Source organism: Rubellimicrobium arenae, from assembly GCF_017916275.1.
Lineage (GTDB): Bacteria > Pseudomonadota > Alphaproteobacteria > Rhodobacterales > Rhodobacteraceae > Rubellimicrobium > Rubellimicrobium arenae.
On record NZ_JAFMST010000009.1, the window covers coordinates 17,649 to 42,616 of the forward strand.

A 24,968-nucleotide genomic window follows, 5' to 3' on the forward strand; every position below is an offset into this window, starting at 1 on the left:
GGATCTTCGCCGGGGCACCTTCGAACGCGGCCAGCCCCAGCACGTCTTCAGTGCCGCGCCTGGCGGCGCCACTCAACTCAACCACCTGGCGAAGAGTACATCCTTTCGACGTAGGCCTCCTTTTGTTTTCGGAGGATGCCGTCGTAGATGGTCAGCGCGCGTGCGCCGATCGCTGCGGGCGCATTGGGACCCTCGGCCCAGCGGCGCGCGTTCCGGCCGTATTCGCTGCGGGCCGCTGCGTCCTCCGCCAGCCGGGCGATCGCGTCGGCCATGGCCTGAGGGCTCCCGGGGGGAACCACGAGCCCGACCCGATGCGCCTGGACCGTGGCGCCGATCTCTCCCACATCGGTGGCGATGACCGGGCGGCCGAAGGCGGCCGCGAGATTGAGCACCCCGCTCTGGGAGGCTTCCGCGTAGGGCAGCGCCACGGCGCTCGCGTTCAGGAACAGCTCGGCCACCTCGCGGTCTTCGATGAAGCGGCTGCGGATGTCGTACCGGCCGGGATCGCCCATCAGATCGCGCAGCGCCCAAGGGTCGTCGCCCCGCCCTGCAACGACGACGCGAAGCCCGGGAACTCGGCCACCGAGCGCCGCTTCAGCCCTCAACAGGAGATCGAGCCCCTTGTAGGCAAAGATCCGACCGAACATCAGCAACGTGAACGATCCGTCGTCGGCCCGAGGCTCCAGCCCCTCGGACCGGGCCAGCTCGACGTAGCGGCCGATGGCGGGGTGCGAAAGGACGTGAATGTCGTCCATGGGCCGTCCGAAGCGCTTGGCCGCATGACGCCGCAGCCCCTCCCCATGCACGACGATCGCATCGGACTGGCGCACGGCCAGTTGCGTGGACCAGGAGGGAAGGCTCTTCGTGTCCCGGTCGCCGGGATGGACCTCCACGTCATGAACGGTGGTCACGATGGGAACAGGCCGCCAGAACGGCATCGTGAGGTTCAGCCACAGGACGTTGTTGCTGAGAAGGTGGATGATGTGGGGCCGCTCCCTGCGGATCAGGCGCGTCAGTGCGATCAGGAAGCGGACGTTGCTCGGGCTGCGGTGCCGGGGCCATTCGAGGAGCCGCACGTCTATGGACGGATCGAGCCAGCGCACCATCCGTTCGTAGCGCCTCCGCGGGACGCAGAGCACCACCTGCCCCCGCCCAGCCAAGCCGTTGGCGAAGGCGACCGTGTAATCCTCCAGTTCGGAGACCAGCAGGAGGATTTTCATGGATGTCCCGCCCGCGCCCTGTCGGCTCCGGCCCGGGCCTCTCTCTCCATCAAGGCCCCGGCCCTGAAGGCTGCCAACGCGCGCGCCACATCCCGGGCCCGGCGAAGGTGGTTCGGCTCGCCCCCGAAGGTCAGCCCTTTGAGGGTCAGGCGGACACAGGCCCGCAGGTCGGCTCCTTGGAGCCGGGCGCGTGCGACCTGATAGGGCAAATGATCGTCGATCGACAATCGCCCGGTCCCGCCCCGGTGGGCCAGGAACGTGTTCGTCGCCTCCACGGTCGACGCCCAGTGTGCCATCCGCCGTTGCAGCATCGCCGCGTCATCCGTTTCCCGATACCAGTGATTTTGGTGCAGCCGATAGAAACCGAGGCTGTCCGGACTCGCCGCGACCCGGCCAAGGAACGGATAGATGCCGACCAGCCAGGCGTCGGCCGAGATACGGAACGTCTCCGGAATGTCGCCGGCGGCCTCCCAGGCCGCCCGGCGAACAGCCACGGCCGACGTCATCGGAAAGGGCCACCACCCCGCGGAGCGTTCCAGCCGCCGCTGCAGATCGCCCCGGCAGAGCGTCCGCGGAATCGGTTTCAGCGTCGGTGTTCCATCGGCCCGGACGGGCTGCAGCCGGTGGTAGACCAGTGAGCAGCGCGGGTCAGACCGGAATTCGGCGACGACAGAGGTCAGCTTGCCGGGCGCCCACCAGTCGTCGGCATCCAGGAAGCACAGGATGTCCCCCGAACTGGCTCTCACGCCGGCGTTGAGAGCGCTTGCCTGGCCGCCGTTCTCCTTGAGAACCGCGGTGATGCGACCGGCGTATTGGCTCAGGACCTGCCGCGAGTGGTCCGTTGAGCCGTCGTCCACCACGATGGTCTGAACGATGCCGTCATAGTCCTGCCCCAAGGCACTTTCGATCGCGCTGCCAAGGTAGGTCCCATAATTGTAGTTGTTGATGACGACACTGATCGAAGGAGGCATGATCGCCCTGAGCTAAGGTCGGCCGGGTTTCGAAGGTGGGGTTCGCGGGTGCGTCGGGCCTCTCAGCCCTGAGGCGGATGTGGAAGGCTCACCTCAAGGACGTCGCCCGGCAGGATCTCGGTTTCCATCTCGGCGGCGATCTCCTCGAAGCCTGATGCGGCCCGGCGGTGGATCAGGATGATGCGGTCCGGGCGGGCAGCCAAGTCTTGCGCCCCCAGCGCCAAACCCAAGTTGTACATGCGGTCGCGCATGGACTCGATGTCGGCCGAGAGCCTGGCGCGCTCCAGCATCGCCGCCCGCAGCTCTTCCTGAATCTGGATCACGCGGTCCGTCGTGGCGGCCTCCAGCTGGTGCTCCGTGGCGGCCCGCTCCTGCTCGGCCCGGGCTGTGAACGAGCGGTTCTCCAGGAGATCGCGGGAAAGCTGGGATGCCTCGCGCTGGAGGGCCTGAAGCTGCGAGCGCGGCATTCGTCCACGGTCGACGAGCGATCTCGCGCTCTCCAACTCCTGCTGCTGAAGATCCTGCTCGCCTTCCTGAAGCTCGGCCTGCCGTTGCAGGATGTCGATCTCCGCCTCCACGAGCGACAGGGCTCTCCGCAGGTGCTGCTCATTGGCGCCGCGTGCCGCCAAGCGGGTGTCGAGCAGGTCGGCATCGAGCGCCAGGAGGCTCCGGGCCTCCTCCTCGGGCACGAGACCTGGATCGGGCGCGGCCGCGTCCGTCTCGGGCCTGTTCGCGAGTTCCGCACGAAGTCGCGCAATCAGGCTATCGATCTGCAGGAGCTGGTAGGAGCCGACCTGCATCCTCACCCTCAGGTCATCGACGTCCTGAAGCGTGGCTGGGCCGCGCCCTTCGGTGGCATCAAGGCCCCCAGCCAGAATCAGGGCATGCCGCACCGTCAGACCCGGCTCGAAGGCAATGGCGCCGGGATGGGCCACGGCCCCTCCGACATAGAAGGGCCTGTAGCTGGCGAACTCCACGAGCACCGTGGGAGAGCGCAGGATTCCCTGATCGCGCAGGGCCTCCTCGATCGCCGCGCGGACATCCGACAGGACCTGGCCGGCGACCTCGATCTCCCCGAGCCGGGGCAGCACGATGGTGCCGTCCACGCTGACCGGCGCCTCGCGGCTGAGCTGGGCATCTTCCAGGATGGACACCCGGAGAACATCGCCCGGCCCGATCGTCATCGCGGCCCAGGCGCAGGGGACCACGCCGATCGAGACCAGAAGGTAGAGGAGTCCTTTCAGGATGCGAACCGCCCGCATTCCTGCCGCGGGCCCAGCCCGCCGGGCCGTACGGTCCTCCACGCGTCCTTCCATTCCGAGCTCCCGTAGGGTGACCACCGTGCGTCACGGCGAAGCATCGGCCCGGCTGTTCGGTCCTATCAAGCCGCCCATCCTCATGGGCGCGCGGCGGATTCCCACCCCAAGGGTGGGCCCCTACCCCGAAGGAGGTAAGATCCCTCGGCCGAACGGCTGAGCCCGCCCACCGCTGATCGGGTTGGCCCCAAGTCCTGAGTAGGACAGGATCGGTCCATGACCTCCGGCCTCCTCACGCCACCCCTGCCCGCTCCGGTCCGATCGGCAGGCCCGATACGTCCCGGGCCCGGGTCCCGGCAGCGTGTCCGGGGGCGGCCGTGACAGCGCTCGCCGGGGCCAGGCCTCGGGCGTCGCCGGGGGACCGCGTCCGGCGGCTGGAGTGGTGGGGCGCGGGCATGGTGCTCCTCCTGCAGTCGGGCGCGATCTTTCCGCTTCTGCTGTCATCCCCGGATGGAAGCCTTGACGGCCACGCGCGGTCGCTTCTCCGTCTCGTCACGCTGCTGGCCGCGGGGCTCTCGGCCATCCTGTTGGCCGCGCACTATCGGCAGGCGCTCAAGGCGGCGGGTCGTGGCCTGCACATGGCGGCCCTGATCGCGCTGCCCTTTGTGTCCGTCATATGGTCGATCAGTCCCTCAAGCACGCTGAAATCCGCGATCAGCTTGGGCCTGAGCATGCTCCTTCCTGTCTTCATCGCCATCCGCTTCACACCGCGTCAGCTTCTCATCCTGGCTGGCGCGGTCCTGGGGGCCTGCATGGCGCTGAGTCTCGGCATGATCGCGGTCATGCCCGGACGGGCATTCATGCCAAGCGAGCCCGAGCTCCGGGGCATCTTCCTCCACAAGAACGTGCTGGGCTGGGCGGCGACGCACTGCTGCATCATCGCGGCCGCGATGATGCGCGATCGAGACAGGCGACTGGCGCGCCTGGGCGCTCTGCTGCTCGTTGCGAGCCTCGCTTGCCTGTTGCTGTCGGGCTCGGCCACCGGGCTTCTTTCTGTCGGGCTGGGACTGGTCATCGCGATCTTTCACATCGTGCTGGCGCGTCATCGCGGACTGGGGCGCACCGTCACCGTTCTGGTCTTTCTCCAGCTGGTCGGCCTCCTCCTGATCTTCCTTGGCAGCTTCCTGGTGCCGATGCTGGAAGCGCTGGGCAAGGACGCCACCCTCACCGGACGCGTTCCGCTCTGGCGGCTGGTCGACCACGAGATCGCACATCACCTGCTGCTGGGCTTTGGCTATGAGGCCTTCTGGACCGAAGGCAACGACGCCGCCTGGGAGATCTGGAGCCGGATCGGCTGGCAGGCGCCTCATTCCCACAACGGCTACCGCGACATCATGCTGTCCCTCGGGCTGCTGGGCCTGATCCTGCTGGCAGTCATGGTCGTGCGCGCGCTGACGCAGGGCACCCGCCTCAATCTGGCTCGCCCGGACGAGAGCTGGCTCTGGCTCAACGTGCTCGCCGGGGTCTTCCTGTTCATGAACCTGACGGAAAGCGTCTTCCTGGACCCAGGCGCCTTTCCATGGACGCTGTTCGCCACTGCGGTCCTCATGTTCGCCGTTCACGCCCCGACGCTCCGCCCAGCGCCCGCGGGCCTGCCGCACCTGGTCGGGGCCGCTACCCGGTCCGTAGGATCCGGGCCGGGTTTCCGATGACGGTCGCGCCCGAGGGAACATCGCGGAGCACATTGGCGGCCATGCCAACCAGCGCTCCGTTCCCCACCGCTACGCCATTCTTGATGGTCGACCCGCTGCCAAGATAGCATCCCTCCCCGACACGAACGCTCCCGGCGATGATGGCGCCCGTTCCGATGAGGCTGTTGTCGCCGATCGACGCGTCGTGATGGACCACGCTCTGGGGCAGCATGATCACGTGCCGTCCGACGACGGCGTTGGATACGATCTGAGCGCCGGCCAGGATCACCGACCCCGCTCCGATGCGGGCCAGGCGCGAGACGTGGGCCGAGGGGTGGATGACGGTGGCGAAGCGCGAATCCGGGCAGCCTAGCCGGCTGATGATCTGAGCGCGCTGGCGAAACGAACGTTCGGAACCGATCAGGCAAAGGACACGCGCTTCAGGAAAATCAACCAGCGCGGTCAGGGGCAAAATCGGAGCGCCTTCGAATTCCTGGCGCTCGAGCCTGGGTTTATCGTCAAGAACCGCAACAAGGCGAAACGACGCTTCGATTGCGGAAAGGGCATCAAGTGTATTTCCGCTAAGACCCACCACGACCAGCGCAGGCTTTTGCACGTTTCCCTCTTGGACGCTCGACAAGTCAGGTTGTATCAGCACCATACAAACGCGTTCGACCCATCCTAGTCACACGGGTTGGCGCCACCAAGGGATAATAAAACTATTTGGCGGCATTCCAACGCGAACTCCCGCCCGGCCAAGGGCCGATACCCCATTCGCGACGCTATCTCTTATATGCTGCCCTACGAGGACGTCCCAAGCGAGCAGATTTGCAATCTTTGGTTGAATTGCGTCTAAATTGTGGCGTTACCGCCTTAAGCCTCTTGACTGATGGGGGTAATCATTAGAGCATGACATGTAGGGCAATCTAACCCGTTTATGCGATCGTCGGCTTTTCGAGCCTGAGAAGTCCGAGCGGATTGGAGCATCATGGAAAACTGCTCTCATCCGATATGTGCAGTCTGAACCTGGACATCCTGGTCGGCCAATATGCGATGTCCGAACACCTTCGATGTCATACCAAAGCTATCGCTTCTTTAGGAATGCTCAAAGTTCGGAGAGCAATCGGCAGCCTTATTCGGGAATGATGGCGCAGGCCGCCCGCAGTTTGCTCATCGGTGAAAGGATGTGTGTCGTGAGTAACATGAGCGCCAAGAACTTCATGAGATCCTCCCAGCACGAGGTTGGCGAGGCCGTCCGGGCCGCTGCCACGCCGGCTCCCGCACTGGCGGACGAGGCGGGAGTTGTGGCTGTCATCGATCACAGGACCCTGGACCGGGAATGCCTGGTCAGGGCGATCGGCCTGGCGTCGCCCGACGTGCCAGCCCTCGGCTACGACTCGGTCGACGCGTGGCTACGGGCCGGCAGCGCGCCCGACACCAGGGTCATCCTGTATCGGGCCGGACACAACACGCTTTCAGAGGCCGCTTTCGCCGAGAAGATCGCACGTCTCACCAAGGAGGCGGGGGACATCCCGGTGATGGTGATCGGAGAGTCCGAGGACATCCGCGAGATGATAAAGGCCTTCGACAGCGGCGCGCGAGGCTATCTCCCTTCTACGGTCGGCATCGAGACGATCGTGGAAGCCACCCGGATGTCGCTCGGTCACGGGGTCTTCCTTCCCATGACCAGCCTTCAGGCGCTCAGAAGCGCCTTCATCAGCAGCCCGCAGCCCAGCGCCGAGCAGTTCGGGCAGTTCACCGAGCGCCAGCTCGCGGTCTGCGAGGCGCTCCGGCGCGGCAAGTCCAACAAGACCATCGCCTATGAGCTGAATCTCTGCGAAAGCACGGTGAAGGTGCATATCCGGACGATCATGAAGAAGCTGCGCGCGTCGAACCGGACCGAGGCCGCCTTCAAGCTGAACACCGTCTGCTTCGGCAACGATGGCTGATCCCGCGCCGCGGGACGCAGCCAGGTCCGTTGCACCAGGGAGTGCCGGCTTGGGCAGGGGTACCGTTGCGGACAGGTGGCGGCCCTGTCCGGCATCCCTGGGCGGGCCAGGCCCCTGACGGTTGCTCCCGCTTCCGATCCGCGGCCCTGCCTTGGCGCCGCGCGGCGGCACGCCGTTCTTGCGCCGCCGATGACAATGGTGGCGATCCTCGACGACCCGTCGTCCCATCGCAGCCCACCAGCCGCAGGCGCTCCGCTCCTGCGGCCCTGCTGGCTCGTTCTCGAGGCGAACCCTCCCCCGGACAGATTCCTGCCCCGTCGGATTGCTGCCGCCCCTTGAGCCTTGAGCTCGCCCCGGGCGAGATGGCCTCTCCCGGGCTCGAAGCTCACCTGCACCATCGCGGGACCAGACGTTTCGAACACGCCGAAGGCCCTGGGCAGCTTCTGAACCTTACCCAGACCCACCAAGGCAGGAACCGCGTCCGGGCCACTGGCAGCGCGTCAGGTGCCCCCCAGCCGCCCTGGCGCTCTCTCGCGCTGAGGTCGGCTGAGCATCGAGCCGGTCCGGATCCGGACGCTGTGGACCGTGACTTCACGTCAGAACCGGCCTCCAGGACCTGGCAACCGGCTCTTGGGGCGGCAAATGGCAAAGAGCCGCCATTTGGCGGCCGGGGGCAAGCACGGAACCGCTTGCCCGCCGAGTCTCGGTTTGCTCCCTGCGCCGATCCGCTTTAGCAGCGCCTGGTCCGACGTTCAGCACAGGATCAATAGCAAGCCAAGTTCCCAGGCCGCCCCGGGCCGGGCGGGCCTATGACATGCCCACTGCGCGGAGAACAGCCAGTCGATGTTCCATCGTCGGCAAGGTCTCGCCTGCAGTCTCGGAGTCCAATCTCAACCACATTTGTGACCAGTCCCCGTCTCTCCGGGGTCTCAAAGCCATGACTCAATTCACGCACTGCTGATCTTGGCGGGCCCGGGAACGGGAACGCCTGAAGAGAAACAACCACGACAAACCTCAGCTCCCGCCGTGCCCCCACGGCGGAACGGTAACGCGCTGTCCATAACATGGCGCGTACGGAAAGGACAGAAGCAATGACGACCTACTATGTATCCACGACCGGCAGCAACAGCGGAACCGGAACCTCGACGTCGCCCTGGCGCAGCATCAATTTTGCCATGCAATCCAACCTCAAGCCAGGCGATGACGTGGTGGTGCGGCCCGGCACCTACAACGAGAGCATCTCGATCGACCGGGACGGGTCCTCAGCGGGCTACATCACCCTGCGCTCGGAGGTTCCCGGCGAAGCGCTGATCCGGCCGCCGGCCGGCGCCTGGAACGCAATCAGCGTGAACGCCAACTACGTCGCCATCGACGGTTTCGACATCAAGGGCGGCGGCGGCGACGGCATCGAGGGCAACAGCGTCCATCACGTCAAGATCCTGAACAACAAGGTTCATGACGCCGGCGAGTCGGGGATCCAGTTCAACGGGTCCGAATTCATGACCATCGAAGGCAACGAGACCTACGCCAATGCCAGCAGCGGCTGGTTCTCGGGCATCTCGATCTATCAGGCCCGCAACATCACCGGCGACACGGCAACGGATGGCTTCCGCACCATCGTCCGGAACAACGTCTCGCACGACAACGTCACGAAGAGCGGCCAGCATACCGACGGCAACGGCATCATCATCGACGATTTCCAGAGCACCCAGACCAGCGGCCATCCGAACTATACGTTCCCGACCCTGGTCGAGAACAACCTCGTCTATGAGAACGGCGGCAAGGGCATCCAGGTGACCTGGAGCGATCACGTCACCGTTCGCAACAACACCGCCTATCACAACAACCAGGATCCCTTGAACACCGGGACCTGGCGCGGCGAGCTCAGCAACTCGCAGTCGAGCAACAACACCTGGGTCAACAACATCGCCGTGGCCGACCCGAAGCTGAACTCGAACAACACCGCGATCGATAACACCTCCTATGGCGGCTACACCAACAAGGGCACGGTCTGGCACAACAACATCACCTACAACGGCACCTCGGGCCAGGCCTCGGTCAAGACCGACGGCGGCAACGCGATGCCGACGACGGCGGACGGCAACAAGCTCGGGGTCGATCCCAAGTTCGTCCAGGCGGGGACCGACTTCCATCTCCAGGCCACTTCGCCGGCGGTCGACGCCGGAACGAACGACTTCGGCCTTGGAGCCAAGGACCTCGACGGCCAGACCCGAGCCAACGGCACCGTCGATATCGGGGCGGATGAGCTGTCGGGAACGTCGGCCCCGAGCCCGTCTGCAAACGATGCGCCCCACAGCATCGTCCTGCAAGGCACGACCGTCTCCGAGACAGCTGCCGCCGGCACGGTGATCGGGCAGATTTCGGCCACCGACCCCGATGGCGACCGGATCGTTTTCAACGTGAGCGGCGATGCGCGCTTTGCCGTGAACAGCAGCAACCAGCTCGTGGTGGCCTCGGGGGCAAACCTGGCCGTCACCAGCGACCAGCGGGTTTCACTGACCCTTACGGCCAACGATGGCCATGGGGGCACGGCCTCGGCCGGGATCGCGGTCACCATCCAGGATGCCGCCACGACCGGACAGACGCTGGAAGGCGATGCGGGGAACAACAAGATCTACGGCGGCAACGGGAGCGATCGCCTGTTCGGTTACGCGGGCTGGGACACTCTGTCCGCAGGCGCAGGCAATGACATGCTGCAGGGCGGGACCGGCAAGGATGCCCTGACCGGCGGCGAAGGTGCCGACACGTTCGTCTTCCTGTCTCGCGGCGAGGCGGGCCGCGGCTCCGTGCGCGACGTGATCACGGACTTCAGCCATGACCAGGGCGACGTCATCGATCTCCACGTGATCGATGCGGACTCGGGCAAGGCCGGCGATCAGGCGTTCACGTTCGTCGCCGCGACTGCGTTCTCGGGACATGCTGGCGAGCTTCGGTACAGCAACGGTCTCCTTTCGGCCGATCTCGACGGCGACAAGCGGGCCGATCTCCAGATCGAGATCGCCAACTCGGCTCATCTCGGCGCCACGGACTTCATGCTCTAGGTCGTCCCGGCAAGTCGGACTGACGCGACAGACCGTCCGACCATGACTGCTGACGCCCACCGGCCCCTTCGGCCGGTGGGCGTATGCGCGTTGGAACCATGTCCGCGCCCCGCGGGTCAGCAGGCTGCGGGGTGGGGTGTTCCTGATCGTTGGAGTCGGAGCAAGACCAGCCACAGCATGTCAGGACCTGCGAACCCACCCCCAAGAGGCAGGAGGTCGTGCCGGGACACGCTTCCGCCAAGTTGTGCCGCGTTCATGGCGATCCTGGGTCTCGGCGAGCGGTCGGCGGGGCCTTTGCGGGAGGTCAGGATGACGCAGACGGCAGCCGAGATGTCTCCAGAGGCCGAGGACGGGGGACAGGTCATCTCGCCCGAGGAGATGTCCCAGATGGACAGCATGGTCATCGTGGACATGCTCAATGTTCCCGAGGTCGCGGCCAATGGTCGGTCGGGTGCCAGAGGCGGCCCACATGCCCCGGGGCATGCTTGAATTCCTCCCCGATCCTGCAGCCACTCCCTTGGCAAGAGCCTCGATCCCGCGAAGGCGATGATGCTTCGCTGCGTCCCGGGAGGGCGTCCGGCGTTGGCCAGGGCCATGCTGCCGGAGGTGGGCTGCTGGGATCCGCGCAACGGGGGCCCAAGGATCGGACCGGGATGGGCCGGCCCGACGAGTGATGGCATGCCACCCCCTGTCAACCTGCCGGCGGCTGGCTACACTCCAGCCGAGGTCGAGCGGCGTTCCCCACATCATGGAGTTCTCGGCTGGAGCTACGTCCAACGATATTCCTTCGATTCACCTAAAGTTGTAACAGTCCCGTCCTTCTATTCTCGCCCATGAATCGACGACCACTTTGAACGTAACTCGACCATTCTCATGGTCAGGTAGTCCGCTCAGCCCGACCGGTTCATCTTGCGACCCGGAGCCTCCTGCTTGCTGTTCCCTGAACCGGATTGCAGGACGAGGCGCGCAAGGCCGCAGATCAAGACCAACTCTGCTGCTCCGGGGCCCCGCACTCCTGCTCGCGATGACGGGCTGATTGGGATCGCCTTGGATGCGCAGTCATGAATTCTGGGAGACCTCTCCGAAGAAGCCGCAATGGACGGGATGGAATGCATGATGGACCCTGACCTAACCGCGCAAATCGCCGTCATGTCGAGGGCAGAGTTGAAGCAGCTCAAGCAGCAGGTCGAGCATGCCTTGGACAGGAACGAGCTGCGCCATATGCAGGACGCAATTGCCGCGGTCACCCAGGCGGTCCATGAGTTCGGCTTCAGCCTACAGGAGATTCTGGATTTCCAGGAGGAAGCGGAGCGCAAGAGGCTCGCCCTTTCCCGGCAGTCGTTGGGATCGAGGCTCTACAATCCTGAAGATCCCCTGAAGTCCTGGTCAGGGCGAGGACGACGGCCGGCATGGCTCGTCAGGCACCTCAAGGCCGGCAAGAGCCTCGACGACCTCCGGGCCTGGCAGGCCCATTCCGGGCGTGAGGACCATCCCCAACCACGCTAGTAGACGGCCCCAGGGCGAACTCGAGCGTATGGGTGAGCTGGCTCGGCCCGTCCGAACGGTGCCTGGGCTGCGGCCAGGGAAGTCCTGCCTTGGACGGCCCGCCCGGCTGGACGTTGGCGGGGTCCGAGGTCATCGGCCGCCTCGGCTACGTCCAATGGATAAGACGCCCCCCGAAGGGGCATGCATCGCCGGAGAACGAGTTGTCTTAGCAGGTAAGGCCTAGTGCGTTGGGAGCTCAACAATGATTCGGACCAGACTGGCCCTGGCGGTCGCATCGCTTGCAGCTGCGGCGCCCGCCTATGCTCACCACCGGCCATGGCATGCCGGCGGGCCACCCCGCGCCGTCGTCGTGCCCGAGATCGATGCCTCGGCCGGCCTGCTCGCGATCGGGGCGCTGGCGACGGTTGTGCTGTTCATGTGGGAACGCCAGCGCCGGAAAGGTTGAGCTGGCCGCCTCGTCAGCCTCCGGCGGTCTGACCACCACGGTCGGCCCGGCCCGGCGCCGGGCGGACATCACAGGCCCGACCAATCGCCGCGGGATGCGGCCCAAAGCGCGATCATGCCGTTCGCGACCGCGTGGGCAACGATCGCGTCCGCCAAGTTGTTGCGCCGAAGCATGACCCAGGCGAAGGCCACGCCGGCCAGCCAAGCCTCAAGCCATCGCCCGTGCAGGACGGCGAACAGAACGCTGGACGCACCGATGGCAAAGGCCTGCCCGAACCTGCCACCCAGGTCGAACCGGGCCACGAGATACCCCCGGAAGAAGAGCTCCTCGACCATCGGCACCAGCACTGCCGTGCCAAGGATGCGCAGCCCCACCCAGATCGCCAGAGCCACGCCTCCGAGTCCGGACAGGGCCTCTCCAAGCACAAGATCCGTCTCGCTGGCCTCGGGCTCGGTCAGGATCCACAGCACGGCCACGAGGCCGCCGGCCATCACGACGACCGGATCGCGACTCCAGCGGAGATGCCGATAGCTTGGCCAGAAGAAGCCCAGGACCAAGGCCATGCCCAAGGCCCGGAACGGAAAGGCCAGGTCCGGGTGCATCGTCAGGGCGGAGCCCACCGTCCCCGTGAGGAGGAACACCGAAAGCGGCAGGATGCGGGCTGCGAGCCAGTCCTTTCGGAGGGAGGGTGCCACAATCGACGGCAGGGGTCGTTCCGGCCGCGCTTGCAGGGCGGGCGTCGCGTGCGCCAAGCCTATCAGCGCCAGCGCAAGCAGGGTGAAGAACATCCAGCCCGCGTAGCTGTGGAACCCGTTGACAGCCAGTTCGGGCGAGGCCCAGGCCCCGATCAGTATCAGCGCGGTGATCCGGAGCACGTTGAAGGTCCAGCTCAGCATCAGCCCCAGCGGCAGCATGACAAGCCAGTAATGAGGAAAGCGAAGGCTGTTCCGGAACAAGCCACCGTAGAGCACGACAAAGGCGGTGATCAGGAGAAGACCTTCAAGGCCAGAGCAGGCCTGTCCGATGTTCACGTAGAAGCCGTCCAAGCCGATGATATAGTCTTGGCGGCTCAGGTAGATGCCCGACCCGAACACCGACAGGCAAAGTTGCACGGCAGCAAAGGTGAGCGAACTCAACGGCATCCAGGCCCAGAGGGGCAGGACCAGATTGGTCAGGTCCAGAAGGAGGGCGGCGGCGGCGCCGACCAGCGCCGCGTGGCGTCCCTCCCTTCGGAGCCAATCTCCCCAGGCCCGACGGGGCGCGGCCCAGAACATGGCGCCAACCGCCGCGAGCGACGCCCCCGTCACCCAAGGCAGGGCAAAGGCCCAGAGGAATGACACCGATGCGGCGCCGGGCGGGCCAATCAATGGAAGAACCAGCAGGGCCAGGCCGACGAAATGCAGAAGCATCCACCGCCACGCCGGTCCCACGGCATCGGATGGTCCGGAAAGGGCTGGAACAGCGTGAAAGGCGCCTGCGACCCACCTGGGAGCAGGGGCCGGCACCTGAGGAGCGCCGGGCGCGAGTTCCACTTGCCGCCACGCCGGCGGGCGGGACCAGACGAACAGGCTGAGAGCCAGCAGGACGGCCGTGGCTCGGCCCAGCAGGCTGCGCAGCACCCCGCAGGCCAACTCGGCACTGACCTGCGTGCAGTCCAGGTCGATCAGGAACTGGTAGGCCAGAACCAGGCCACCGAGTTCGCAGGCCAGAAGTCCAGCCAGGACGTTGACGCGCGGAACCAATGCGGCATCCCTCCCCTACAGGCGGTCGGCCGGTTCGCAGATCCCCTGACTCGACCGCGAGCAGCGGGAGTGTAGTCGCAGGCGATCGCGCCTGCGGATCCCCCATTTGGGCGTCGCCTCGCTCATTGGTGGTAGCGGAGTGTCATGAGGGATGAAGGGTCGGCCCCATGAATGGTCGAGCGCATGTCCGACCCGGCCGCCCACCCGCACCGGATCGGCCGCATCCATCCGGCGGGCCGCACCGACAGCCATGGCGACGCCGCCCCCTTGGGCTGCGCCCTCCCTGCCTCAACCGGATCGGGGGACCCGGCTACATGCTCTTAGGTGGATCCGGTTGCTGGCGACCACCCGCTTTGGTCGAGTGACCAGCATCCGTTTGGCCAAGAGAGCGGTTGTTGCCGACGAACTGATAACACTACGGGGTGAGTCCCCGGGGCAGATACTCTTGGCATATGGCCACTCGTCATAGGGCCATGACATGCAACAGACGTTCGCGCCTGCCAATCCGGACGGGAGGATCGTACCATGCCACTGAACATGATCATCGGGACCAACGCCGGGAACTCGCTCTTTGGAACGCGGGGCGGCGACGTCATCCTTGGCCTGCCGGGCGACGACTGGGTCTTCGGAGATGGACGGCCGGTCCAGGCCGATGATCCCACGGTCTTCACGCTGATCGGGGCCTCCGACATGCTCTTCGGCGGTGACGGCAACGACACGCTGTTCGGAGAGGGCGATGTAAGCTCCCCGGAATCCGGCCTGACCTATGTTCTCATCGGAGCCGCCGACAGCATCACGGGCGGAGCCGGGGACGACGTCATTCGTGGCGAGGGGACAGCCGGGGCAGCGTTCTCAACGGGCCGGCTGACCGGGGCCGACGATATCCTGGACGGTGGGACCGGCAACGACAGCGTGTGGGGTGATGGCTGGGCCGCGTTCGGGCGCGGGCGCGGGACGCTGGACGGCGGAGATGATCGCATCGGAGGTGGCGCAGGGGACGACGAACTCTTTGGCGACGGCGAGGCAGAGCGGCTGAACGGCGGCGATGACACCCTTGTTGCCATGGACGGCAACGACGTCCTGATGGGCGACGGCAAGGCGCACCCGACCATGCAGGGAGGTGACGACCTTCTTTATGCCGGCTCAGGCAACGACCAGCTCTTTGGCGACGGCCAGGTCTCGGTCTTCTACTTCGGCCCCGCGACGCTGGTTGGGGGTGACGACACCATGTTCGGAGGGAGCGGTCGCGACACCCTCTGGGGCGATGGGACGACCGACGGAGCGGGCTATCGGGGTCTCCTCACCGGCGGCAACGACATCCTGAACGGAGGCAGCGGCGCGGACCTGATCTATGGAGACGGCTCCGCAACGGGGGCCCCCGACTCCGTCGTGGCCGGGGGCGACGACACGCTGATTGGAGCCAAGGGCGACGACACCCTCTGGGGCGACGCGGCCCCGCCGAGCCCCGGATACGTCGTCAGTCTCACCGGTGGGGCCGACACCTTCGTGTTCGGGGCCAAGGACGGCAAGGATACGGTCAAGGACTTTCGTGCGGCCGATGGCGACCTACTGGACCTGACCGCGACCGGCCTTGGTTTCGGCGATCTCGACACCGACGGTTCTGGCGTTCTCGATGCCGCTGATCTCTTCATCCTGAGCGATGGCAGCTCGATGGTCATCGACCTCGGCGCCGCCGCCCAGGCCAGTCCTGCCGGTCAGAACATGCTGACCCTGACGGGCGTTACGGGGCTGACCGCGAGCAATCTTCTGATCTCCTGAAGTTGCATGGCCCTCGGTCATCTCGCCACGGTCGGGGCGATCAAGTCACGGACTGACAGGGACGCATCTACACGCTCCCCCTGCTCAGGCCATGCAGCCGCGGTTGCCGCCCGGCATGGTCCGAGACTCCAGCAGCGCGAGAAGGACTCCCGGGATCGGACGCCCCCACCTCTCGGCTGCAAAGTCACATAAGGCCGGACCCGATGTGAGAGGATCAGCCAAGCCCCGATCCGGGCGATCGCTCGACCTCTCAGGACACGAAGGCCGCCGAGACGGTGCCTCGGCGGGCAGACACGCCGAGAGGCGGCCCACGTCTCGAGCGCGACGTTCCAGATGAAGCCCCGCCCCCAAGACCAACCCCGCCCCTGCTCCCGACACGGCGATCGCCAAGTCCAAGGACAGCGGTCTGGCGTAGCGCGCTACAGCTCCTTCATGGCTGGCGACGTGGAGCCCCGATACGTGGCTTCACCGTCCGCACCCAGCCCAGAAGGAGGTGGCCCGCGATGGTCGCCTTGGCTCCACGCTCATGCAGGACAGCTCGGTCGGCCCTCAAGAGGCGCCGCGGCCCGCCATGGCACACCCCTCCCGCGGCCCAGCACCACAAGGAAAGACGTCTCCGACCCCGGACAGGCATGCGCCTGAATCTGAACGTCGAAGTCCTTCAGGAATTTAACTGGCAGCGGAGGAGGCTACCTGATTACTGTATCTACCGGCCTCTATCCGCCTCAACGCAGTCCACATTTTCTCAATATTTCATCATCTTATTTGTCATCATGGTGGATAATTCCCCATACAATTCTTTGCTAAATAATGGAAAAGATGATGGAGAAAATTCTTGCCGAAGTTAACCGCGATAAGAGTAAAAACCTTAAAAGGTAGTGCTAAGCCGCATAACGTAAATTCTGGCAGCGTTGCATCAGGCAGTCCACTTCAGGATCCGTCAACGGTTCCAAACCTCTGCTCGACCGACCCGGTTCGAGCGGCAGGAGGGGGCACCCCATCTGCACACCTTACTTAGGAGGCTTCCCATCGCCAGACCCGTCCGACCTCGTCGTCGATGGCGTCCCCGACATGCCGGAAGCCGATGCGGTCGAGCACGGACGCGGACGCGTTGCGCTCGGGAAGCGTGTGAGCGAACACCTTCGGGAAAGGAGCGTGCGACTGCGTGAGCGAGACCAGTCCCGCCGCCATGGACCGTGCGAAGCCCCGACCCTCGGCGTGGGGAAAGGTGAAGTAGGCGATCTCGACGAAGCCGTCGCGGGGAGGACCAACGAAGCTGCAAGATCCGATGACTTCTCCGGTCTCCGCGCTGCTCCCAAAATAGCCGATCCAGGGCTCCACCGTCCTGGTGCGGTCGTACAGCGCCAGCTGCGCACGGGCGACGTCGCGAACCAGCGTGGCTACGTCACTGCCGGGCAGGATCAATCCCGCCTTGCAGGGGTCCTCGCCGGTCCGCAGCGCCAGGTCACGTGTCAGCGGAATGAGGTTGATGTCGGAGGTCATGATGGGTCCTGTCAGGTGGCCGGTTGTACGGCAGGGTTGGCGTCGCGCATCCGGTCCCGAGGAGCGTTTGGCCTGACATCTACCCGGTGGCGGGCCACTAGAGCACGAAGTCGGCCTCGGTCAGGGTGATCGCGTGCGCGGCGTCGGTGAGCTCGATTGCGAAGTCTGCGGCGCCATCGCCGTTTACATCGCCCTGCACCCTTTGGCCTGTCGCGGTCCAAACGGACCTCAGCTCCCCCGCCCGACCACTGAAGCCCACGTTGGTGCCGATAAAGGTGAACGTGTCGTTTGCGGTCGTGCCCGCCTTGGCGTCGATGCGGTCGAGGGCGATCACGTCCTGGCCGCCACCCGCGAAGTCGGTGACGAGGTCGCGGGTGGTGGAGGTGGTCCCGCTGTCGCCCGTGCCAATGAAGTGGAAGTAGTCGGCCCCCGCGCCGCCGGTCAGCACGTCGCGGCCCGTGCCGCCGGTTAGGTTGTCAAGCCCGGCCCCGCCGGCGAGCCGGTCGTTGCCCCCATAACCGAGCAGGTGGTCGGCGCCGTCATTGCCTTCGAGGACGTTGGCCCCGCCTGAGCCGTAGAGGATGTCGGCGCCGCTGCCGCCCTTGGCGTTTTCGAAGCCGCTGATCCTGTCGGCGCCCGCTCCAGCCAAGGTGCTGCCCTTGGCCGAGCCGGCATCCATACGACTCGATCCGGGGAAGTAGGGCGACAGGTCATGGACCACGGTGTCGAGGTTCACGGTGGCGGAGTAGAACGCGGAGCTTGCATCATAGGTGTCGATGCCGGTGCCGCCCGAGATGGCGTCAAGGCCGTCGCCGCCGATGGCAGCACCTTGGCCAACATAGATGTCGTTGCCGCCCCCGAGCGCCACGCTGTCGGCGCCGTTGCCATCCTGGACCGTCTCGGCAGTGGCGCCGCCCAGGAACCGGTCGTTGCCGCCGCCCAGGATGATCCGGCCCACGACCGTGCCGCTCACCACGACGCCGTCCACGGTGGCGTAGTTGGTGAACACGTCGGCGCCGCCGTTGAGGGAGACATGATCGGTGACTCGGCTCCCGATCTGGCCAGTGTTGATGATCGTGTCGCCGCCATCGGCCAGATAGATGGAGCCGTCCATCAGGCCGCTGTTCTCGATCCGATCGGCGCCGCCGCCGTGGTCGGACACATTGATTTCGATGGTTCCGGTGTTCACCAGCTTATCGGTGCCGGCGCCCAGGTCGATGGCGTGGGTCCCGTCGTGATCGCCGATCAGCCCGGAGTTGGTGATCGTATCGTCGCCACCCGCGAGGTGCATGGCGCCCAGGAGGGTGCCCGAGTTGGTCACCTGCTCGTGGCTGAGCTCACCGCTGTCCCTGATCGAGATTGTGGCGTCAATAGTCCCGGTGTTCGTGATCCTGTGGGTGCCCGGCCCCAGGATGCTGATGCCGAAGCCGACCAGGCTCGTGGCCGCGATCAAGCCGTGGTTCGTGACCGTCGAGGCGCTTTCAAGACGTAGGCCTTCCCAGTTGCCGGTGACCTCGCCTTCGGTGCCAACGGTGATCGTCGAAACCGCAGCGTTGCCAGCCGCGAGCACAAGCCCGCTGCTCCGGTCGGAGGCGACCGCGCCATTCACGACAACAGTCCAGGCGCCGGTGGGACCCAGGCGCGTCCCGTCGGCATTCGCGCCGGCGGCGATCAGGAAAGCGCCGGCATCGACGGTGAGCGAGTCATCGCCCGGGGTGTCCAGGTCGAAGGCGTGGTCGCCGTCGGCGCCGGTGAAGATGCTTCTGGCAGGGGTAATGCGGAAAGCCGTCATGAGAATGTCCTATGCGCGAAGAAAACCTGGAAAGGTCAGGCGGCGAGGAGCGCAGGCCCGCCGGTTCGGCCGGCCCGCCGGGTCGCAGCAAGTGACGAAAGCCCCAGCGGGCCCGTGGTGCCGATCGTGCCATGCCCGTCATCCAGGCCGAGGTCACGTAGAGGGGTGCTGGCCTGCATGGCTGGGCTGGGCCGTCGGCGCCGACGACGAGGTCGCTGCGGACGTTTGGGCCATCCCGCCGGCGGAACCGTCGGGTCCCTGGCCGGCAGGAGAGCCTTCGGTTCGGGAGTGTTACTGATCGTGCTCAACAGGCTCGCCGGCCGCAGCCCAGTCTTTGAAGCCGCCGAGGTTGAAGACCTGGGCGTAACCCATGTCTTTGAGTGTCTTGCCGGCGAGGGCGGACCTTCCGCCTGAAGCGCAGTACAGAACCACGGCTCGCCCCTTGTCGAAGCGGCCGTCGAAGTAGGCGCTCTCAGGATCGGCGCGAAACTCGAGCATGCCGCGCGAGACGTGGATGGACCCGGGAACACTGCCCGAGGCCGCGCGCTCGGGGGCGTCGCGAACGTCGAGCAGCAGGGCGCCTTCGGCCTGTAGCCGGCGCGCCTCGGTAGCGTCGATCCGGGGCACAGCGGCAGCCGCGTCGGCGAGAAGGGTGGCAACGGAGTGGGTCATGATTTGATCTTTCGAGGATGAAGGTTGGTTCGGGCCGCCCTTTAGGGGCCCTGTCTGCTGGTGGTGTGGTTTCGTGTGGCCGGCCTCGTCGACCAGGCAGAGGCGTGGCAGGCTGTGAGCGGTCGGGGTCATGGTGGATCTCCGGGAGAGGGGAGTGGTCAGGATGGCCAGCGGGCTCTCTCGCGACGGCCACTCGGCGGAGCGCCGGACGTCGCCCAGCCGCTCAGACGATAAGGACGTCGGCTGCCGTAATCACCGCGCCGCCCGAGAAGACGGCGAGCTCCGTAACTCCGCCCGCGGCCGAGCCGTTGGCATCAAAGCGCAGGACCCCAGTGTCGGTCTCGTAGACGAAGCGCTGGTTCGAAGTGGTCGCCAGCCCGCTGGTGTTGGCGACGAAGCGGCCTGCAGCGAGCGCCCCCTCCGCGAGCCCGCCAAAGGCGTCGCCCTCGAAGACAAGCCGGTCGTCGTTGCCGACGAGGCGGTTGAAGTCGACCACTGTGTCTCGGCCCTCGTTGCGGGCGGTGAAGACAAAGATGTCGTTGCCCTCCCCGCCCAGGAGGGTGTCGGCCCCGCCGCCGCCGATCAGCGTGTCGGCGCCGCCGTAGCCATAAAGGTTGTCCTGCTCCAACCCCCCGGCGAGCGTGTTGGCTCCGTTGTCGCCGTGGAGGTTGTCCCGGAAGTCGGAGCCGGTGAGGTTCTCGACACCCACGTAGACATCCCCCAGGGCGTCGCCGCCGAAGTAGATCGAGTTCCCGGTCAGGCGGGCGTCGACCCCTCCGGTGGTGGCCGAGGCGTAGGACACGGTGTCGATCCCCGCTCCGCCGGCCAAGAGGTCCGCGCCGGCGCCGCCCAAGAGCGTATCGTTGCCGCCCTCGCCATGGAGCCGGTCGGCCAAAGCACCTCCCGAGATGGTGTTGCCAAGGCTGTTGCCGACGCCGGTGAAGCCGCCCAAGCCGTAGAAGATCAGATCCTCGACATTGCCACCGAGCGTGTAGCCGGACATGGCCGACCACACGGTGTCGGTGCCGGCGTTCGCGCCTTCCATCACCTTGTCGCCGAAGTCGTCGACGAGGTAGGTGTCGTCGCCGGCTCCCCCCCTCATGTCATCGGCCCCGGCTCCGCCGTCGAGCATGTCGTTGCCGGATCCGGCGTAGAGGTAGTCGCTCTGCGTCCCGGCGTAGAGGACGTCGTCGCCCTCGTCGCCGACAAGCCCATCAAGCCCCGAGCCTCCGTAGAGGACGTCGTTGCCGGCGTCGCCGTCGAGTCGGTCGTTGCCGTTGCCACCGGTGAGCCGGTCGTCGCCACCGACGTTGCCGTTGCCGCCGTTGCCGTAGTCACCATGGACCTCGTCGTCGCCCGAGCCGGCATCAATGACATCGTGGCCGCCGGTGATCGTGCTGTAGCCATCCGCAAAGTAGCTGTCGCCGTATATGGTGTCGTTGCCGCCGTTACCCTCAATGGCGTCGTTGCCACCGATCAGCCTTCCGCTGGCCAAGCGGTACACGTCGCCGATGATGACCTCGCCCAGCTCGCCGCCCCGGATCGTGTCGGCGCCGCCCCGCACGAGACTGTCGGCGTATTGATCATGTACGTCGCCGACCAGCTTGCCGTTGAAGTTGAGGCCGGCCGTGATCTGGTCGTTGCCGCCGACCACCTGCGTCAGGGTGCCGCCAGCGCCTCCGACGCTGAGGGCATCGCCCACGGCGTAGGACGGCAGCGTGGCCCGGATCAGGATGGTGTCGTGGCCGCCGGTGAGCTTGCTTCCCGCGTGAACGCTGCCCGCGTCGCCTGTCAGGTGCCTGAACTTTGCGGTCTCCAGGCTCAGGATCTCATCATTGCCGCCGCGGTAGTCCGATGTCCGCGTGCCAGCGACAGGGCTGCCGACGGTTTCCACGTCACCATAAGCGACGACGCGGCCGTCGCCGGTGTGGATCACGTCACTGCCGCCGGCTTGGCGACCGGGCCGCGCCGCCCCGCCGTCCCCGACCATGTAGATGGTCGCGTCCAAGGCGCCCTGCGCTACGGCAGGACCAAGAAGTACGTCGTTGCCCTCCAAGAAGCGCCAGAAGTCAGTTGGCCCGTTGTCGAGAAGCGCCGCCGGGGCGCTGATGCCGGTGATCGTGACATCAGGCGAGCCGTTGTTGCCCAGGTCGAAGGAGATGGAGGTCACAGTCCCGGTCTTCGCCCGCCCGGACGCGTCGTAGGTGAGACCGCTGCCGTGGAGCGTGACGGTGTGACCGCCAGGCGTGATGAACTGCCAAAGGTCGGGCTGGATCGTGAGAGCGGTCCTGAAGCCGACGAACTGGGGGTCGGTCATCGAGAACCAGTGTTTCGATTGGGAAAAGTCGAGGGTTGCCATGAAAGGTCTCAACCAATTGGTCAAAAGGGAAAGTGCTGCGGCAGCCGAGCGAGGCCGCCGGGCGTGGTTGGCTGGGTAGTCCGAGGCGGGTCGCGGCCGGCCTTACGGGCGGCGGACAACGCCGCGCAGGACGTCGTCGATCTGATCGCGCAGGAACCCCATGTCGTTCAGCATATGGTCGGACAACGCATGGAGATGGACGCGATCCTCGTGAGCCCTGAGCGCTCGGGAGATCCGGCCAATGCGGGCCCAAGTCCCATAGGTTCGGGGCTGGGCGGGGGTAGAGAGGATAATGCTCATGGTATCAGCTCTGGTCAAAACACCACGCGTGCCGCATGGCCCGTCCTCCATACCTGCACGCGGCGCTTACCGTCCTTACCGGAACCTTACCGTTCGTGTATCATAGGGCCGCAGGTGCTTATCCTTCAGGTGAAGCTCATGGCAGCTTTCGTGTTCGGAGACTTCGAGCTGGATGAGGCGGCCCACAGCCTGCGGCTGAAGGGCGAGGAGCTTCCCATCCAGCCATTGGTGCTCAGTCTCCTCGCCTACCTCGTGCGACATGCTGGGCGTGTGGTGCCCAAAGATGAGCTGATGGATGCGCTCTGGCCGGGCCTGCACGTTACCGAAGCCTCGGTTCAGCGGGCGGTGAGCCTGGCGCGAACGGCCCTGAAGGCCGGCGGGCTGGAGGGTGCCCTGCGCAACGTCCCACGACTGGGCTACCGCTTTGCGCTGGATCGTGCGACGCTGGCAGAGATCGGCCCCACCCAGAGCGCCGGGATGTCCCTGGCCTTGGACCGCGCCCGGCAGGCAGCCGAGGCGCGCCGCTGGACCGAAGCCTCGTCTCGCTTCGCCGAGGCCGACCAGGTCAACCGCCTCGGCCCAGAGGACCTCGACCTTTGGGCCTATACCCTCGAATGCCAGGGCCGCCTCAACGCCTCCCGGCCGCTTCATGCCCGCGCGGTTGAAGGTCATCTGGGTCAGGGGGCACCTTACAAGGCGGCCCGCTCGGCCGTCAGGCTTGGCACGGTCAACTTCGAACTGGGCCACGCCGAGGCGAGCAGGGCTTGGATCGCCCGGGCCGAGGAGCTCTTGGGCTCGGATGGACCAACGGAGGTCGAGGCGTTCCTGCTTTGGATGAAGTCGCGCCAAGCCGCGTTCGACGGGGAGCCGGATGCAGCCCTGGACCTGATCCGAAGGGCGGTGCAACTGGCGGAGACGTCGTCCTCGATCGCCATGCGCGCCCTCGCGATCGCCTACGAGGGCTTCTACCGCATGACCCTGGGGGATGTGGAGACGGGGCGGGCGCGGCAGGATCTGGCCGCCGCCACGGCGCTGTCGAGCGAGATAGACCCGCACACGGGCAGCGTGATCTACTGCTCAATCCTGTGGAGCTGCCGCATGTTCGCCGACTGGTCGCGCGCGGCGCAGTGGAGCCCCGGCTTCGAGTTCTGGTGCAGCATGGCCTACGCGGGGATCACGGGCGCGTGCCGCCTCCATGGCGCGGACGTCTTAGCCTCGGTTGGCCGCTTGGCGGAGGCCTTGCGCGAGATCGACATCGCCATCCCCGCGCTGATCGAGGAAGGCACTTGGGAACTGGGTGACGCCTACCGGGTCCGGGGTGACATCCGGGCAATGATGGGCGAGCCCGAGGCGGCCCGCGGCGACTACCAGCTGTGCATGAGTCTCGGCTGGGACGGCGAGCCCGGTCTGGCCCGGCTCGTGGCGGAGGCGGGGGATGTGCCGAGCGCCCTGGCCGCGCTCGACCGTTCCTTGGAGGGGGGGTCCTGGCACGCGCGCCAGCGCCGGGGCTGGCTCCTGGCCAACAAGGCACAAATCGCGGCCGGCGCGGGTCTCGTCGAGGAGGCGGCTGCGGCGCTGGCCGAGCTGGGCGGCCGCCGCGACGCAACGCCCATCCCCGCCATCCAGGCCATGGCCCTCGAGGCCCAGGCCGAACTCATGGTCCACGACGGCCAGGTCGCCGCCGCGATTACCACGTGCCAGCTGGCTCGCCAGCTTTGGCTCGGCGTGCGGCACGAGTTCCATGCCGCTCGCCTGCACCTCCGGGTTGCGGAACTGATGGAGCAGACCGGCGACGGCGCGCGCGCACATATGGAGCGCGCGGCCGCGCGCATGGTGGCTGAGCGGGTCGGAGCGAGACGGCTCTTGGCGCGGCTGGACGCGATGGAGGAAGCCCAAAGCAGTGTGGACGCCCAAGGCGCGTTGCCAGGATGGGAGCCTGAAGGCACGATCGTGTTTGACAAGTCTCGCAGAGGCGTGCGTTCGTCGGCAGCCTAAGACCAAGTTGTCGGCCGAACAGTCCTGAACTCGCTTTGGTCGCCTCAACGCTCGAAGCGAAGCGCGATGTTGTCCAAGAAGGTGCAGTGATTTTGACCGCGGATCCATCTTGAAGCGCAGATTGCCTCGTGGCTGGAAGGCAACCACGCCACCGACGAGTTCGCGCTAGCTGAGGCAGGCCTCAGACAGGACCATGGGACCGACGCGACCGACTGCGAGCGGCTTGAGCACCTTGTCGACCTTCCCGAGGCCAGTGCCACTCCACTGCTCAGAGTGCCCGTCGCCGATGCATCGCCAGTGTTGGAGGAACCGAGGCAAGACAGGCATGAGACGCAGCGGCAGAGCGTCGGGCGCCTCGGCAGCCTAACAGGCCTGCGCCGAGCTGAGTTCCCTCGATTCGAGGAGCCACCGCCTTCGTTGAGAGGCTGTTCGCTACCACTCGCTGCGTCACAGCCAATGCATTCTGTAGCCCGGGCGTACCCCAGACCAGTGAACGAGAGTCTCCATAGCATGATGGAGCCAGCGTTCTAACTACTTTATTCCCTACAAATCAAGGTTTGGGGTGGTAGCGGAGGAGGGATTTGAACCCCCGACACACGGATTATGATTCCGCCGCTCTAACCAACTGAGCTACTCCGCCACGGGGGTTGCACTTAAGCCCTGGGAGAGGCGGCGTCAACCGCCAAAGTGGATGCGCCCCCCTTCCGGGCGCTGCCGAAGTCGTTC

At 66.1% G+C, this 24,968-nt stretch carries 18 protein-coding genes and 1 tRNA gene; 8 read left to right on the forward strand and 11 right to left on the reverse strand.

Going from position 1 to position 24,968, the window contains the following annotated elements; all coding sequences use genetic code 11:
* Nucleotides 1-77: 77 nt before the first annotated feature.
* From J3P31_RS15145 to J3P31_RS15155, 3 genes are all read right to left on the reverse strand, one after another.
* Nucleotides 78-1,220, reverse strand: coding sequence for a glycosyltransferase family 4 protein (locus J3P31_RS15145; RefSeq protein WP_210529334.1), 1,143 nt, complete (start codon nt 1,218-1,220; stop codon nt 78-80).
* Nucleotides 1,217-2,191, reverse strand: coding sequence for a glycosyltransferase family 2 protein (locus J3P31_RS15150; protein ID WP_210529335.1), 975 nt, complete (start codon nt 2,189-2,191; stop codon nt 1,217-1,219). Before J3P31_RS15150 ends, J3P31_RS15145 begins: the two co-directional genes overlap by 4 nt.
* Nucleotides 2,192-2,253: 62 nt before the next feature.
* Complete coding sequence (locus J3P31_RS15155) at nt 2,254-3,507, reverse strand: polysaccharide biosynthesis/export family protein (protein ID WP_210529336.1); 1,254 nt, start codon at nt 3,505-3,507, stop codon at nt 2,254-2,256.
* A gap of 317 nt (nt 3,508-3,824) precedes the next feature.
* Here J3P31_RS15155 and J3P31_RS21880 point away from each other — a divergent pair, with 317 nt between their 5' ends.
* Nucleotides 3,825-5,159 (forward strand): O-antigen ligase family protein, encoded by a 1,335-nt coding sequence (locus J3P31_RS21880; RefSeq protein ID WP_210529337.1) that lies wholly within the window; start codon nt 3,825-3,827, stop codon nt 5,157-5,159.
* On the opposite strand, the gene J3P31_RS15165 is transcribed toward J3P31_RS21880, so the two are convergent.
* Complete coding sequence (locus tag J3P31_RS15165; protein ID WP_368373088.1) at nt 5,122-5,754, reverse strand: NeuD/PglB/VioB family sugar acetyltransferase; 633 nt, start codon at nt 5,752-5,754, stop codon at nt 5,122-5,124. The two genes, J3P31_RS21880 and J3P31_RS15165, sit on opposite strands and share 38 nt — an antisense overlap.
* Nucleotides 5,755-6,340: 586 nt before the next feature.
* On the opposite strand from J3P31_RS15165, the gene J3P31_RS15170 reads away from it, so the two are divergent.
* The 5 genes from J3P31_RS15170 (at nt 6,341) to J3P31_RS15190 (ending at nt 12,100) form a co-directional block, all read left to right on the forward strand.
* Nucleotides 6,341-7,087, forward strand: a complete 747-nt coding sequence (locus tag J3P31_RS15170; RefSeq protein ID WP_246849575.1) for a LuxR C-terminal-related transcriptional regulator — start codon at nt 6,341-6,343, stop codon at nt 7,085-7,087.
* A 1,091-nt stretch (nt 7,088-8,178) separates the two neighbouring features.
* Entirely contained in the window at nt 8,179-10,149 is a 1,971-nt protein-coding gene (locus J3P31_RS15175; RefSeq protein WP_210529339.1) for a right-handed parallel beta-helix repeat-containing protein, read from the forward strand.
* Between the two features lie 309 nt (nt 10,150-10,458).
* Nucleotides 10,459-10,638 (forward strand): hypothetical protein, encoded by a 180-nt coding sequence (locus tag J3P31_RS15180; RefSeq protein WP_210529340.1) that lies wholly within the window; start codon nt 10,459-10,461, stop codon nt 10,636-10,638.
* Between the two features lie 624 nt (nt 10,639-11,262).
* Nucleotides 11,263-11,655, forward strand: a complete 393-nt coding sequence (locus tag J3P31_RS15185) for an H-NS histone family protein (protein WP_246849561.1) — start codon at nt 11,263-11,265, stop codon at nt 11,653-11,655.
* 241 nt (nt 11,656-11,896) lie between these two features.
* Entirely contained in the window at nt 11,897-12,100 is a 204-nt protein-coding gene (locus tag J3P31_RS15190) for a VPEID-CTERM sorting domain-containing protein (RefSeq protein WP_210529341.1), read from the forward strand.
* A 68-nt stretch (nt 12,101-12,168) separates the two neighbouring features.
* Here the strand turns inward: J3P31_RS15190 and xrtE are convergent, their stop codons facing one another.
* Nucleotides 12,169-13,842, reverse strand: coding sequence for an exosortase E/protease, VPEID-CTERM system (gene xrtE, locus J3P31_RS15195; protein WP_210529342.1), 1,674 nt, complete (start codon nt 13,840-13,842; stop codon nt 12,169-12,171).
* A 525-nt stretch (nt 13,843-14,367) separates the two neighbouring features.
* Between xrtE and J3P31_RS15200 the strand changes: the two genes are divergently transcribed.
* Entirely contained in the window at nt 14,368-15,621 is a 1,254-nt protein-coding gene (locus J3P31_RS15200) for a calcium-binding protein (protein ID WP_210529343.1), read from the forward strand.
* Nucleotides 15,622-16,635: 1,014 nt separating this feature from the next.
* On the opposite strand, the gene J3P31_RS15205 is transcribed toward J3P31_RS15200, so the two are convergent.
* From J3P31_RS15205 to J3P31_RS15225, 5 genes are all read right to left on the reverse strand, one after another.
* Nucleotides 16,636-17,124 (reverse strand): GNAT family N-acetyltransferase, encoded by a 489-nt coding sequence (locus J3P31_RS15205; protein ID WP_210529344.1) that lies wholly within the window; start codon nt 17,122-17,124, stop codon nt 16,636-16,638.
* Nucleotides 17,125-17,221: 97 nt separating this feature from the next.
* Complete coding sequence (locus tag J3P31_RS15210; protein ID WP_210529345.1) at nt 17,222-18,916, reverse strand: calcium-binding protein; 1,695 nt, start codon at nt 18,914-18,916, stop codon at nt 17,222-17,224.
* Between the two features lie 291 nt (nt 18,917-19,207).
* Nucleotides 19,208-19,588: a rhodanese-like domain-containing protein gene (locus tag J3P31_RS15215; protein ID WP_210529479.1), complete on the reverse strand. Its 381-nt coding sequence runs from the start codon at nt 19,586-19,588 to the stop codon at nt 19,208-19,210.
* A 223-nt stretch (nt 19,589-19,811) separates the two neighbouring features.
* Nucleotides 19,812-21,947, reverse strand: coding sequence for a calcium-binding protein (locus tag J3P31_RS15220; RefSeq protein WP_210529346.1), 2,136 nt, complete (start codon nt 21,945-21,947; stop codon nt 19,812-19,814).
* Between the two features lie 102 nt (nt 21,948-22,049).
* Nucleotides 22,050-22,247: a YjiS-like domain-containing protein gene (locus J3P31_RS15225; protein WP_210529347.1), complete on the reverse strand. Its 198-nt coding sequence runs from the start codon at nt 22,245-22,247 to the stop codon at nt 22,050-22,052.
* 138 nt (nt 22,248-22,385) lie between these two features.
* On the opposite strand from J3P31_RS15225, the gene J3P31_RS15230 reads away from it, so the two are divergent.
* Nucleotides 22,386-24,242 (forward strand): winged helix-turn-helix domain-containing protein, encoded by a 1,857-nt coding sequence (locus J3P31_RS15230; RefSeq protein ID WP_210529348.1) that lies wholly within the window; start codon nt 22,386-22,388, stop codon nt 24,240-24,242.
* 563 nt (nt 24,243-24,805) lie between these two features.
* Here J3P31_RS15230 and J3P31_RS15235 read toward each other — a convergent pair.
* Nucleotides 24,806-24,882 (reverse strand) — tRNA-Met (locus J3P31_RS15235).
* Between the last annotated feature and the right edge of the window lie 86 nt (nt 24,883-24,968).

Coding starts and splice junctions, on each gene's coding strand:
- J3P31_RS15145 (WP_210529334.1), bottom strand. CDS start 1,220: ATGAAAATCCTCCTGCTGGTCTCCGAACTGGAGGATTACACGGTCGCC.
- J3P31_RS15150 (WP_210529335.1), bottom strand. CDS start 2,191: ATGCCTCCTTCGATCAGTGTCGTCATCAACAACTACAATTATGGGACC.
- J3P31_RS15175 (WP_210529339.1), top strand. CDS start 8,179: ATGACGACCTACTATGTATCCACGACCGGCAGCAACAGCGGAACCGGA.
- J3P31_RS15225 (WP_210529347.1), bottom strand. CDS start 22,247: ATGAGCATTATCCTCTCTACCCCCGCCCAGCCCCGAACCTATGGGACT.
- J3P31_RS15155 (WP_210529336.1), bottom strand. CDS start 3,507: ATGGAAGGACGCGTGGAGGACCGTACGGCCCGGCGGGCTGGGCCCGCG.
- J3P31_RS15170 (WP_246849575.1), top strand. CDS start 6,341: ATGAGCGCCAAGAACTTCATGAGATCCTCCCAGCACGAGGTTGGCGAG.
- J3P31_RS15180 (WP_210529340.1), top strand. CDS start 10,459: ATGACGCAGACGGCAGCCGAGATGTCTCCAGAGGCCGAGGACGGGGGA.
- J3P31_RS15205 (WP_210529344.1), bottom strand. CDS start 17,124: ATGACCTCCGACATCAACCTCATTCCGCTGACACGTGACCTGGCGCTG.
- J3P31_RS15190 (WP_210529341.1), top strand. CDS start 11,897: ATGATTCGGACCAGACTGGCCCTGGCGGTCGCATCGCTTGCAGCTGCG.
- J3P31_RS15215 (WP_210529479.1), bottom strand. CDS start 19,588: ATGACCCACTCCGTTGCCACCCTTCTCGCCGACGCGGCTGCCGCTGTG.
- J3P31_RS15220 (WP_210529346.1), bottom strand. CDS start 21,947: ATGGCAACCCTCGACTTTTCCCAATCGAAACACTGGTTCTCGATGACC.
- J3P31_RS15185 (WP_246849561.1), top strand. CDS start 11,263: ATGATGGACCCTGACCTAACCGCGCAAATCGCCGTCATGTCGAGGGCA.
- J3P31_RS15210 (WP_210529345.1), bottom strand. CDS start 18,916: ATGACGGCTTTCCGCATTACCCCTGCCAGAAGCATCTTCACCGGCGCC.
- J3P31_RS15200 (WP_210529343.1), top strand. CDS start 14,368: ATGCCACTGAACATGATCATCGGGACCAACGCCGGGAACTCGCTCTTT.
- J3P31_RS15230 (WP_210529348.1), top strand. CDS start 22,386: ATGGCAGCTTTCGTGTTCGGAGACTTCGAGCTGGATGAGGCGGCCCAC.